Raw genomic sequence first — 11,383 nt, forward strand, 5'->3', positions numbered from 1 at the left:
AATCTCGCACGGATCAGGCTCCAACGATCATGGACACCATCTCCTGTTTGTTATCCTTGGTCGGCACCAGTTCACCGACCTTGCGGCCTTGGCGAAGCACCACGGCGCGATCGGCGAGCTCGACGACATGCTCCATATTGTGAGTGATCAGGATCACGGCATTGCCCTGGTCGCGGAGCGCAGCAACCAGATTGAGCACTTGGCGTGATTCACGCAGACCGAGTGCAGCGGTCGGCTCATCCAGGATGACAACCTTGCGGGCAAATACGGTGGACCGGGCCACGGCGATGGCTTGCCGTTGTCCGCCCGACATCATGGCGACGACGGCATCCAATCGAGGTAGCGTAACCTTGAGGTTTGCCAACAGAACACGGGTCTCGGCGTCCATCCTGCGCTGCTGCAGAAATCGCAAGCCGCGCGGAAGCCATTGCGGCCAGGCCAACTCGCGACCGGCAAAGAAGTTCTGTCCGGGCGTCAGATTGTCGAACAGCGCCAGATCCTGGTAGACGGTCTCGATGCCGGCGAAGCGCGCATCCGCGGGGGAACGTATCTGCGTCGGCGCACCATCCAGGACAATCGCCCCGGCATCGAGTTGGTGCACGCCGCTGATGCATTTGGTCAGCGTCGATTTGCCCGCGCCATTGTCGCCGAGCAGGCCGACGATCTCGCCTCGGCGCACCTCAATACTGACGTCGTCCAGAGCCAGAACCGAACCGAAACGCTTTGTGGCGCCGCGTACCGCCAGCACGGGTTGGTCGGCAGTGGCGGCACGACCGGCATTGGCCGCAACGGCGGTCATGGCTGCCTCCCAGCCTGCATGACACGCACACGCCCTTCGAGATAGTTGCGCAGCACGTCGGACTCGACGGCGATAACGATGACTACGCCGATGACGATGAGCTGGAAGAAGACGTTCACGTTGAGCAGGTTGAGTGCGTTGCGGATGACGCCAATCATGATGGCGCCGATTAGGGCATGGCCGAGATGGCCACGGCCGCCGAGAAAACTGGCACCGCCGATAATCACCGCCGCGATCGTATCCAGTTCAAGCAGATTGCCGAACAAGGGGGAACCGGCGTCGGTGCGGCCGGCGAGTATGACAGCGCCAATGCCGGCGCACAGCCCCGAGATCACATAGACCGAAACCAGGACCCAGGACACAGGAATGCCCATGCGCAAGGCTGCGTCGGGTCGACCGCCGACGGCGTAAATCCACCGCCCCCAGACCATCGTCCTGGCCACAGTGAAAAGGACCGCGGCAACGCCTGCAACGACAAAGACCGATCCGGGCAGACCCCAGACCGCATCGCGCCCCAGCGCATCTATCGAATCCGGCATTCCAGGAATGGCGCGCCCATCGGCCAGTTGAAGCGCCAAGCCCTTGGCGATGCTCAAGGTTGCCAGGGTGATTATGAAGGGATGCGGCAGCCGCCCGAAGACGTAGAAGAGCCCGTTGATGGCGCCCACCGCCGCACCGCAGCCAACCATCACCGCGATAACCGCGATGGCGGGAGCGCCGGCATGAAAGCTGAGGGCGCCGACGACGGAAGCCAGTGCGACGTTCGATCCGACCGAAAGGTCGATGCCGCGTGTGAGGATGACCAAATGCTGGCCCATTGCGACAACCGAGATGACGGCGGTCTGGCCGAGGATGTTGCTGAGATTGCGCCCGGTCAGGAAATAGGGTGACAGGAAAGTGAGAACGGCGATCAGCAACAGCAATATGATGACCGGGCCAGCACTCAGCAATGCCAGTCCGAGCGCCAGGCCAGGGACGGCGCCCGGCCTCTTCGGCGCAAGCATTGAGGCTTGGCTAACAGCGGTGCTGGTGTTTTCCGTTTTGGGCAAAACCCTCTCCCCGCCCAGGCTTGCGTAAGCTTGGGACGTCAGAACCAAGGCTGTATTTTAGCTTCCTCTTATCGATAAAAAACAATCAAACCCACTTGGTCAAGTTGTTTTTTATGGATAAAGTTCATGGAAAAAGGACAAGGTTGCTGAGAGGCAAGTCCGATGCGAACCGACACCGTCTACAAGAAGGCTTTCAACCGCGTCGCCACCATGCTGCGCGATGGACAATTGGCGGGCGAATTGCCCTCCGAAAATGAGCTCAGACGGCGAGTGGGAGTGAGCCGCACGACCGTCCGAAAGGTTCTACAGGAACTTGCTCACCGCCAACTTGTCGCCGAGCGCGGCGGCGTGAGGACGGCGGGCCGCGCGGTGGAGGATAGCGACTACTACCCCGACGACGAAACCACGTCCCGAGCCAAGCACGTCGAACAGCAGTTCATGGAGTGGATGCTGCGGGGTGACACCAGACCCGGCACCAGCATCAACGAACTCGAGCTTGCGCGGCAATTCGGCGTTGCGACCAATGGAATTCGCGAGTTCCTCATTCGCTTTAGCCGATTTGGATTGCTCGAAAAAAGGCCGAATACCGGCTGGCTATTCAAGGGCTTCACCGAAGACTTCGCCCTTGAGCTGTTCGAGATCCGGGTGATGTTCGAGTTACGGTCGGCGCATTTGTTTTCGAGGCAGCCTGACAACTCTCCTCTGTGGGGAAAACTCGCCGCGCTCAAGAGCGCGCATACCGAACTGCTGAAGCGGATTGAAAGCCGCTTTCACGACTTCTCCGGTCTAGACAATCGATTTCATCGGCTCATAAACGAAGCTTCGCCCAATCGCTTCATCGACGACTTCTATGACATCATTACCTTTATCTTCCATTACCACTATCAGTGGAACAAGCGGGACGAAAAGCAGCGCAACCAAGCGGCGATCCTTGAGCATCTCGCCTATATCGAGGCACTTGAAAGCCGCGACTCCGAGCGAATTGAGCGAGCCTGCGAAGCGCATCTGGCTTCGGCAAGAGCAACGCTGATGCGTTCGCTGATTGGACTTAATGAATGATGGAAACCGACCCACAGAATGGCAACGGGGTATCTCTGGAATATCTGGAGACCAAAGGTTGACACATGACAGATTCGGCCCCCACCCGCGCGCTGGCCGGTATGCTTGTCATTGTCGTCGTTGACGACGGCAAGCAGTTGCTCGATCCCGTTCCGCCCAATCGGCGCCACAACCCCGAACTCGGACACATGGGTCGCAACGCTTCGATATCCGCGTGAGCTGGCGGGTCGAGCATCTACGGAACTCGGTGCAACTCTGCTGCTCGGGCGCGTCTTCACCGGCACGAGGCGCATGGTCGGCCCGGTCACTGCCTACGCAATTTCGGGCTGAGGCGCGGCCCAGAATATCGCCACAACTTGATCCGGACGTGTGCCAGTCCGCGTCAGGCGGTAAGGCGCCGCTCGCCTGGCGGCCCCCTCATTCGGCGGCCATCAGCATCTTGCGCCGGCGGGAACGCCGCGACAGGTAGAAAGGCACGATGGCGACGGCCGCGGCCAGAACCCAGAGCAGGTTGCAGATGGTACTGCTGAAGAGGATAGACGGATCACCGCCGCTGATCGCCAAAGCATTGCGCAGGTTCACCTCCATCAGCCGGCCCAGTACGAAGCCGAGGATGATCGGCGCCATCTCGAAGCCCGCCTTACGCAGGAGCCAACCCACCATGCCGATGCTCATCATCAGGAAGATCGAGAAGACCGACGAGTGAGTGGAATAGACGCCGACGATCGACAGGACCAAGATGCCCGGCACGAGCAGCCAGTTAGGCACGGTCAGGACGCGAGCGAATATCTGCACGAGCGGCAGGTTGAGTGCCAGCAGGATCAGGTTGCCTACAAATAGCGAGGCGACGAGACCGCCCACGATCTCGGGCCGTTCGGTGAGTAGCATAGGGCCCGGCTGGATGTTGTAGAGCATCAGCGCGCCAAGCATGACGGCGGTGGTGCCCGAACCGGGAACACCGAGCGTCAACATAGGCACAAAGGCGCCGCAGGCCGTCGCGTTGTTGGCCGCTTCGGGCGCGGCGAGACCACGCACGTCGCCCTTGCCGAAGGTCCCTTCGGTGTCGGACAAGCGCTTGGCCGTCGTGTAGGAGATGGCGCTCGATACCGAGGCGCCCGTGCCCGGCAGAACACCGATGACGAAGCCGATGAGCGAGCTGCGCAGGGTCGTGCCGGTGCACTTCACGATATCGCTCATGCGTGCGGTCATCCGACCCAGTTCGCGGATTACAGTCATGCCACGCCCCTGGTTTTCCAGGATGATCAGTGCTTCGGAGATCGAGAACAAGCCGATGACGAGCACCACGAACTCGATGCCGTCGCCAAGCTCCGGCTCGTTGAAGGTGAAGCGGTAGGCGCCAGACGTGGCGTCGAGACCGACCGTTGCCAGCATCAGACCGAGCGTGCAGGCGATGAGCGTCTTTGCTGGATAGCTGCCGACCATCGAACCCAGTGTCGCAAAGGCAAACATCATCAGCACGAAGTATTCGGCGGGCCCAAAACCAATCGCCAGACCGGCCAGCAGGGGCGCGAACAGCGCGAGGCCGATGGAACCGAGTATGCCGCCCACGAAGGAGGCGATGCCAGAGAGGGCGAGTGCTTCTCCTGCACGCCCCTGGCGTGCCATGGGATAGCCGTCCATTGCCGTCATGACGGCGCCGGCATCCCCTGGCACGTTCAGCAAGATCGAGGAAATGCGGCCGCCATATTCGGCGCCGCAATAGATCGCCGCGAGCAGGATCATGGTGCTCTCCGCTGGCAGGCCCATCGTATAGGCAATGGGAAGCAGCAGGGCTATGCCGTTGATGGGGCCAATGGCTGGCAGTGCGCCGACGAGCGTACCGATGAAGCAGCCAATGAGGCCGATGAGCAGGTTCTGTCCGGTCAGAGCGACCGCAAAGCCTTGCCAGAGATATTCGAGGTTCATGGATTGACCTTTCCGATCCGACCTTGCCTCAGCGTCCGAAGAGCGTGCCGGACGGCAGGTAGACTTCCAGCAGGTAGGAGAAGACGACCCACCAGAGGGTGGCGTGGCCGGCCGCTCCGATGAGCGCCTTACCCGGCGGCGCGCCGAAGATGAATGCGGAGCCGAGCGTTAGGATGAAAATGGAAACGGCAAAGCCTGCCGGTTCGAACAGGACGACGGAAACGACCAGGAGAACCGGCACCGCGAGCACGCGGGCAAGCACGACGCCGGACGGAAACCCCTCCGCAGACCCAGGCGAGAAGAAATACCAGACGGCAAGCAGGCCGAGCACCACGGCAAGCGCCATGGGAAAGACCCGCGGGCCGAGGGGATCTGAGGAGAAGGAGTATTCGATGACACTTCCGCCAATGCCGTAGGCGACGGCAAGCGCGAGCAGACATGTGGCTGCGCCGCGGCCGATCACCTGCACGGCACGCGGGGAGCAATGCGATTCATCAGACATGGAAGTTTCCCTTATTTTCTGAGCCTGCCGCCGCCGCTATCCGCTGCTTTGCGACCGTCGCCATCGGTCTGCCGATGGCGACGGTCGTCGGCGTTGTGTCTTGACGGGAGCCTGGGAGGGCGCCGCACTACATGCCGGCTTCCTTGGCGAGGATCTTGAAGCGGGCGACATCCGCCTTCACGCGCTCCTCGAAATCCTTGCCAAGGAGAGTGAACTCGAACAGGCCGCGCGCTTTACGCTCCTCGGCGAATTCCGACGTCTCGGAAGCCTTCTTGAAAGCATTCAGCCACCAGTCGTAATCCGCATCCGAGACATCCTTGCCGACATAGTAGCCGCGCCAGACCGGCCAATCGATGTCGAAGCCCTGTTCATGCGCTGTCGGAACATCCGCAAGATCACCCGGCAGACGTTCCGGCGACATGACCGCAAGGATGCGGACCTTGCCGGCAACATGGTGCTTGACCATCTCCGCCGCATCGCCCGAACCGACTTTCACATGGCCGCCTTCGAGGGCGGTCAGAACCGCGCCGCCGCCTTCAAGAGCGACATAGCGCATTGATTTAGGCTCCTGGCCGGCCGCTTTGGCGAGCAGCGAACCCTTCATCCAGTCCTGCGAGCCCACGGCGCCGCCGCCGGCAATTGCAAAACTTGCGGGATCGGCCTTGTAGGCCTCGACCAGTTCGCCGAGGGTCTTGTAGGGCGAGTCCGCGGCGACGACGAGCACGCCATAGTCGGCGCCGAGCGCACCGAGCCAGCGCACGGCATTCTCATCGTACCGACCGAACTTGCCCTGGGCCAGGAACAGCGCTGATCCCGACGACGCTGCGGTGATCACGTTGCCGTCCTTGCCGCGCTTGCCGATGACGTGGTTGTAAGCGACGGCGCCGACTCCGCCTTCCATGTAGGTGACGGCCATGGGTTTGGAAATTTGCTTCGTCTCGAGCAGAGCATTGGCCGCAAGTCGGCAGGTCAAGTCGAAGCCGCCGCCGGGCTTGGCGCCGGCAATGCATTCCGGCTTCGTCGGTTCCGCCTGTGCGGATGCTGCAAACGCCAGAGTGGCCATCGCCGCGCCGAAAAGGGCGCTGCTGAAAATCTGTTTCATAGGGTTCCTCCCACAGGATCTTGAGCGGTAACAAGAGAATTCCGCACGCCGATCACTGCATCAGACCATTGGGCCTGGCGTGTCAGTGGACATATCCGATTTCCTCCCGGACCGGTCCCTTCGCTCCACCGGGCCGGCAGGATCAGACTAGCCCGCATTCCTGTCACCATCCTGTCACGCTCCTGCCGCAGGTGCGAACGGGGTTCCCTTCACCAACTTGTTGGCGGCCCGGACGCGTGCAATCATGACGCGTGCGTATTTTCTTGGTCGAAGACACTCATGACGTTGGCGAAGCGATTAGTCGTCGCTTCCACCAGACGGGTCACACCGTCGACTGGGAGACCGATGGGGTTGCCGCGTCGGAAATCCTGAGCTTCACCGAATACGACCTGGTGATTCTCGACGTTATGCTCCCCGGCGTGGATGGTTTCTCCATCCTCAGAAAGCTGCGCCAGTCGGGGAGCGGCGTCCCCGTCCTTGTGCTGACGGCCCGCTCCGAGGTGGACGACCGGGTCAGCGCGCTCGATCTCGGCGCCGACGACTATCTGGTCAAGCCCTTCGACTTTCGCGAGCTGGAGGCAAGGGCGCGTGTCCTTCTGCGACGGCGAAGCGGTGGCGAGCCGACCAACGTCATCATCTGTGGCGATATCAGCCTCGACCGCACCAACCGCAATGTGATGGTGGGCAAGCGCGAGATCCAGCTCAAGCGCCGCGAGATCGTCTTGCTCGAGATCCTCGCCTCGCGTCCTGGCAAGGTCTTCAGCAAGGACGAACTGCTGGACCAGCTATTCGGCTTCGAGGAGGCCGCGGGCGAGAACGCAATCGAACTTTATATCGGGCGCCTGCGCAAGAAACTGGAAGGCGCGCGAGCGCGGATCGTCACATTGAGGGGCAGCGGTTATCAACTGGTCTCCGACGATGCCGCATAGGAGTTCGTTGTTCTCCCGCCTGATGGGGCGCGTCGGCGTCGTTCTGGCGCTGGGTGCGGGAACACTCATCACCGCCGCCTGGATTTACGCGCGCGCCGCCGCGGATGATGCCTATGACCGGCTACTCCTCGGCGCGGCCTTCCAGATGAGCGAAAGCCTCAGCGTTGCCGACGGAAATCTCCGGTTCGTCCTTCCGCCCTCGGCGTTCGAACTTCTCGGGCTCGCCAATGACGACCGCATCTTCTACAGGGTCATCGACCCTTCGGGCGCGACCCTTACCGGCTATGCCGATCTGGCCGCCAAGGCGGACCTTTCCGCGAGCCGCGCCGCCCCCATCTTCGGCGATGACGCCTATCTGGGCGCCCCGGTGCGCACCGTAACCGTGTCGCACGCCATGAGCATGCCCGAAGGGCCGGGCTGGGCCTATGTCGTCGTGGCACAGACCGTCGAGGCCCGCCATGCGCTTGCCTCGGAGCTGACGGTGCGGGCGACGATGCTGGTCGCGCTGATGAGCCTCCTTGCCGTCGCCGGGACAGCGCTGGCGGTGCGTTACTCGCTGCGACCAGTCGATGACCTCGCCGCCGCGCTCCGGCAGCGTGACCCGCAGGATCTTACACCCCTCGCTGTCGCGGTGCCCGACGAACTGTCTCCCTTCGTGACGTCCATCAATTACTTCATCATCCGCCTTGACGAGCGCATTAAACTGCTGCAGCGCTACATCGCCGACAGCGCCCACCAGATCCGCACGCCGCTGACGGCGCTTTCCGCCCAGGTGAGCCTGATAGACGAGCAGAGGCTTGCGCCGGAAGATCGCCGTCACCTGAAGCGCGTTCAAAGCCGCACTCTCGAACTAACCGGCTTCACTAATCAGCTTCTCAACCATGCAATGGTCATCCACCGCTTCGACTCAGTCCAGCTCGTGCCCGTCTCGCTGAACGATGTCGCACGCATGGCATTTCGCAACGCCGTCCCGATTACGGTGGATCCCGACATGATCGTCTCCTTCGAACCCGCGGATGAAGACTTCATGGCGATGGGCGACATGCTCAGCCTGCGCGAGGCGGTCGTCAACGTCATCGACAATGCGCTGCGTCATGGTGCGACCGCCAGACTGGAGGTGCGCGTGCGCCAGCGAGAAAATTTCGGTCGAATCGAGGTGATCGACGATGGACCGGGGATCATGGAGGATGATTGGCCGAACGTCATCAGCCGCTTCTATTCGCGAAGCCCCGATGCGCGCGGGTCCTCGGGGCTCGGTTTCGCCATCGCGTCGGAAGTCGCGACGGTCCTGCGTGGCCAGCTCGGTTTCCGCAAGCGATCTGAAAACGAGCCGTTTTGTGTCTATCTGGAGTTGCCGCTAGTGGGAGGGAAGCCATGACAGCGCGCATTCGCACCCTCGCGCTCGCCGGGCTCGCCTGGCTGGTCCCCACCCTTGCCGGCGCCCTGGAAGGTGAAAGCGAGATTTTTCCCGCGACAGCGAAGGAGACGGGCCACCTGGTCATCCACGCGGCGACGGATCTTGAGGCCATGCGACCGCTGCTGCGCGATTTCCAGGCACGCAACCCTAACATCCGGATCGACTACGTAGACTACGTCACCAACGATCTTTTCCGCGAGGCACGGGACGCATGCAGAGCGGGGACCTCCGAGGCGGACATCCTCCTCTCCTCGTCGGTCGACCAGTTGGTTCGGCTCGCCAACGATGGCTGTGCCCAACGGCACGACTCGCCGGAAACACGGAGTGTGCCAGACTGGGCGAATTGGCGGGACGAGGTTTTCGGTTTCACGTTCGAACCCGTCGTGTTCGTTTACGACCGGCGCCGGGTTCCGCCCGAGGACGTGCCGAGAAGTCACGACGCGCTCCTGGAACTCCTGCGACGCAAGCCCGACGCCTACCATGCACGCATAGGAACCTACGATATCCAGGCTTCCGGCATCGGCTACCTTTTGGCATTCTACGACTCCCGCCAGGCGCCTACAGCAAACGGGCGACTGCTCGAAGCTCTGAGCCGCGTGGAAACCATCGTCCGCTGCTGCAACAATGAAGTGCTTGGCGAGCTTGCAGCGGGGCGGATCAGCATCGCCTACAACGTGCTCGGCTCCTACGCCTATGCGGCGGTGCTCGCCAATCCAAATCTGCGCATCGTGCTGCCCCGGGACTATGCGCTCATTCTGTCGCGGGGTGCCTTGGTTCCCGCTGCAGCGGCCCATCCAGATCTCGGGAAGCGTTTCCTCAACTATCTCCTGTCGGCTCGCGGCCGGCAGGTCGCGAAGGACGCTTCATTCTTCTTTGCCGAGAACGCCCCCCTGCCCGTCGGTGTCGACGGACCCGAGGCATTGATGGACTCGGGAATCGGCCGCCCCATCCGCATCGGCCCGGCGCTTCTTGCCGCACAGGACGAAATCCAGCGAAGTACATTTATCGAGGATTGGCGCAGACACATCGGAGAACATCCACAGCGTTGATGGCGTGCTCTTTGAGGCCACGTACCCCAGTCGGAGCTCCCCTCTCCAGCTCGCACCTCGGCGCGCGGCAGCTTCAAAGCGACGGTAGAAGTACAGATCATGAGCGCATTGCCCAGCGTCGATTTGCCCGCGACGTTGTCGGCAAACGACCATTTTCCATACACCACGAACGATGTTCCTGTGTTCACATCCGATCCGATGCTTGGTGTACGGAGACCATGCTCGGATTTCTCGTATTTGGACAACGCTTGACCCGTCCAGCTTGGCTGACCTTTACAAGGCATGTCACTCCAGAAGAGAGCGGCAGTAGATAAGCCAGACCTCCTCCTATGTGCTGCTCGGCGCGCCATTTGCCATGAGGTTGAAGAAGGAAACTGCACTGCAATGTGCGGCTGCTGTCGGCACAGTGTGTGAAGCCTATGCCCCCATGGATCGTGTAACTTCATCGTGATCGGCCTCCAGGGAGGAACAATCGGAATGAACTTCAAGTTTGGGCCAGCCAATCAGCTTGAGGCAAACCACGACCAACCAATGGAGCATGTCATGAGATTTCCACGCTGCACGACCACTGCGGCCGCCGCTTTTATGTTCGCGACCTTCCCTGCGCTCGCCCAGACGAACGGAACACCTGCACCAACCCCGACGACCCAACAGCCCGGTGCCGGGCAACTGCCGGATGGGAACGGACAAGCCGGTGGACCGACGCATGAAATGATTCGCCAGATGATTGAGCAAGCCGTCCAGGAAAGAATGCAACAGGATCGGAGCTCTAAGGAGGGTAACAATCGGCAAGAGGAGAGTGACAACCGTCAAGAGGAAGCTTCCCGTCATGGAGACGGTTGGCAGCGGCACCGAAATGGCGGCCCAGCCGGTGAGCATCGAATGGTCGGAAATCATGGTCCTCGCATGATGCGCGGCACCGGGATGCGATTTATACTCGCGCTTCTGGACACGGATGGTGACGGGTCGCTGTCCGAGAACGAGGTCCAGGAGGCGGTCGGCCGAATCTTCTCTGCAATCGACCAGAACGGTGACGGGAAGGTCGACATGGATGAAATCCAGTCCTTCTTGCATGGCTCTGGCGGTGGTGAAGAAATGCCGTGATTGGCTACTGTCTCAGCTTGAAATTCGGGCTGGTCTAAAAGAAAAAGGCTTGAACCGTCAGGATGCATGCCTAGTGTTGGGGCGTTGGTCGCACCCAGCCTGCCCGTCGTTCGCTTGGTCCCGGCGACTCCACAGTTCTTCGCACGCTGGGTTGCGCCGGATCGGGTCGCGTCATGGATGACGCCGAGCCCGACGTGCTCGCCTACATGACCTCCCCAAGGAGCATCGCGCCAAGCTGCACTCGACGAATCCGATCGAGCGGCTCAACGGCGAGATCAAGCGCCGAACCGAGGTCCTCGGCATTTTCCCCAACGACGATGCCATCGTACGCCTTGTCGGCGCACTCCTGCTCGAACAGAACGACGAATGGGCAGTGCAGCGCGCCCGCTACATGACTCTGGAAAGCGTCGGCCAATTGAGCGATGATCCCCTCACCAGCCTGCCCGC

General features: G+C 61.6%; 11 protein-coding genes and 1 pseudogene. 7 read left to right on the top strand and 5 right to left on the bottom strand.

What is annotated here, in order from left to right; genetic code table 11:
- Positions 1 to 13: 13 nt before the first annotated feature.
- Positions 14 to 799, bottom strand: coding sequence for an ATP-binding cassette domain-containing protein (locus FJ958_RS28230; protein WP_140748430.1), 786 nt, complete (start codon positions 797 to 799; stop codon positions 14 to 16).
- Complete coding sequence (locus tag FJ958_RS28235; RefSeq protein ID WP_140748433.1) at positions 796 to 1,803, bottom strand: ABC transporter permease; 1,008 nt, start codon at positions 1,801 to 1,803, stop codon at positions 796 to 798. The genes FJ958_RS28230 and FJ958_RS28235 overlap by 4 nt, the downstream gene beginning before the upstream one ends.
- Positions 1,804 to 2,010: 207 nt before the next feature.
- Between FJ958_RS28235 and FJ958_RS28240 the strand changes: the two genes are divergently transcribed.
- Both FJ958_RS28240 and FJ958_RS31735 read left to right on the top strand, forming a co-directional pair.
- Positions 2,011 to 2,907 (top strand): GntR family transcriptional regulator, encoded by an 897-nt coding sequence (locus FJ958_RS28240; RefSeq protein WP_140748436.1) that lies wholly within the window; start codon positions 2,011 to 2,013, stop codon positions 2,905 to 2,907.
- 65 nt (positions 2,908 to 2,972) lie between these two features.
- The gene (locus FJ958_RS31735) at positions 2,973 to 3,125 is read left to right on the top strand and encodes a hypothetical protein (protein WP_181176550.1); all 153 of its coding nucleotides are present in this window, start codon (positions 2,973 to 2,975) and stop codon (positions 3,123 to 3,125) included.
- 199 nt (positions 3,126 to 3,324) lie between these two features.
- Here the strand turns inward: FJ958_RS31735 and FJ958_RS28245 are convergent, their stop codons facing one another.
- The 3 genes from FJ958_RS28245 to FJ958_RS28255 form a co-directional block, all read right to left on the bottom strand.
- Entirely contained in the window at positions 3,325 to 4,833 is a 1,509-nt protein-coding gene (locus tag FJ958_RS28245; RefSeq protein ID WP_140748439.1) for a tripartite tricarboxylate transporter permease, read from the bottom strand.
- Between the two features lie 28 nt (positions 4,834 to 4,861).
- Positions 4,862 to 5,335 carry a tripartite tricarboxylate transporter TctB family protein gene (locus FJ958_RS28250; RefSeq protein WP_140748442.1) on the bottom strand — a complete coding sequence of 158 codons (474 nt, stop codon included), beginning with the start codon at positions 5,333 to 5,335 and terminating at the stop codon, positions 4,862 to 4,864.
- A 127-nt stretch (positions 5,336 to 5,462) separates the two neighbouring features.
- Positions 5,463 to 6,437 carry a tripartite tricarboxylate transporter substrate-binding protein gene (locus FJ958_RS28255; protein ID WP_140748445.1) on the bottom strand — a complete coding sequence of 325 codons (975 nt, stop codon included), beginning with the start codon at positions 6,435 to 6,437 and terminating at the stop codon, positions 5,463 to 5,465.
- A 251-nt stretch (positions 6,438 to 6,688) separates the two neighbouring features.
- Between FJ958_RS28255 and FJ958_RS28260 the strand changes: the two genes are divergently transcribed.
- The 5 genes and pseudogenes from FJ958_RS28260 to FJ958_RS28280 form a co-directional block, all read left to right on the top strand.
- Positions 6,689 to 7,366: a response regulator transcription factor gene (locus FJ958_RS28260; RefSeq protein WP_140748448.1), complete on the top strand. Its 678-nt coding sequence runs from the start codon at positions 6,689 to 6,691 to the stop codon at positions 7,364 to 7,366.
- Positions 7,367 to 7,388: 22 nt separating this feature from the next.
- Positions 7,389 to 8,744: a sensor histidine kinase gene (locus tag FJ958_RS28265; RefSeq protein ID WP_246679805.1), complete on the top strand. Its 1,356-nt coding sequence runs from the start codon at positions 7,389 to 7,391 to the stop codon at positions 8,742 to 8,744.
- Complete coding sequence (locus tag FJ958_RS28270; protein ID WP_140748454.1) at positions 8,741 to 9,832, top strand: ABC transporter substrate-binding protein; 1,092 nt, start codon at positions 8,741 to 8,743, stop codon at positions 9,830 to 9,832. Before FJ958_RS28265 ends, FJ958_RS28270 begins: the two co-directional genes overlap by 4 nt.
- A gap of 477 nt (positions 9,833 to 10,309) precedes the next feature.
- Positions 10,310 to 10,936 carry an EF-hand domain-containing protein gene (locus tag FJ958_RS28275; RefSeq protein ID WP_246679806.1) on the top strand — a complete coding sequence of 209 codons (627 nt, stop codon included), beginning with the start codon at positions 10,310 to 10,312 and terminating at the stop codon, positions 10,934 to 10,936.
- A 173-nt stretch (positions 10,937 to 11,109) separates the two neighbouring features.
- Positions 11,110 to 11,383 (top strand): annotated as a pseudogene (locus FJ958_RS28280) (transposase); the annotation flags it as partial.

The sequence above is a fragment of the Mesorhizobium sp. B2-3-5 genome, assembly GCF_006442395.1.
Taxonomy (GTDB): Bacteria; Pseudomonadota; Alphaproteobacteria; order Rhizobiales; family Rhizobiaceae; genus Mesorhizobium.

Excerpts from the sequence above, each read along its gene's own strand:
- FJ958_RS28230 (WP_140748430.1), bottom strand. The coding sequence starts at position 799 with ATGACCGCCGTTGCGGCCAATGCCGGTCGTGCCGCCACTGCCGACCAA.
- FJ958_RS28235 (WP_140748433.1), bottom strand. The coding sequence starts at position 1,803 with ATGCTTGCGCCGAAGAGGCCGGGCGCCGTCCCTGGCCTGGCGCTCGGA.
- FJ958_RS28240 (WP_140748436.1), top strand. The coding sequence starts at position 2,011 with ATGCGAACCGACACCGTCTACAAGAAGGCTTTCAACCGCGTCGCCACC.
- FJ958_RS31735 (WP_181176550.1), top strand. The coding sequence starts at position 2,973 with ATGACAGATTCGGCCCCCACCCGCGCGCTGGCCGGTATGCTTGTCATT.
- FJ958_RS28245 (WP_140748439.1), bottom strand. The coding sequence starts at position 4,833 with ATGAACCTCGAATATCTCTGGCAAGGCTTTGCGGTCGCTCTGACCGGA.
- FJ958_RS28250 (WP_140748442.1), bottom strand. The coding sequence starts at position 5,335 with ATGTCTGATGAATCGCATTGCTCCCCGCGTGCCGTGCAGGTGATCGGC.
- FJ958_RS28255 (WP_140748445.1), bottom strand. The coding sequence starts at position 6,437 with ATGAAACAGATTTTCAGCAGCGCCCTTTTCGGCGCGGCGATGGCCACT.
- FJ958_RS28265 (WP_246679805.1), top strand. The coding sequence starts at position 7,389 with ATGGGGCGCGTCGGCGTCGTTCTGGCGCTGGGTGCGGGAACACTCATC.
- FJ958_RS28270 (WP_140748454.1), top strand. The coding sequence starts at position 8,741 with ATGACAGCGCGCATTCGCACCCTCGCGCTCGCCGGGCTCGCCTGGCTG.
- FJ958_RS28275 (WP_246679806.1), top strand. The coding sequence starts at position 10,310 with ATGAACTTCAAGTTTGGGCCAGCCAATCAGCTTGAGGCAAACCACGAC.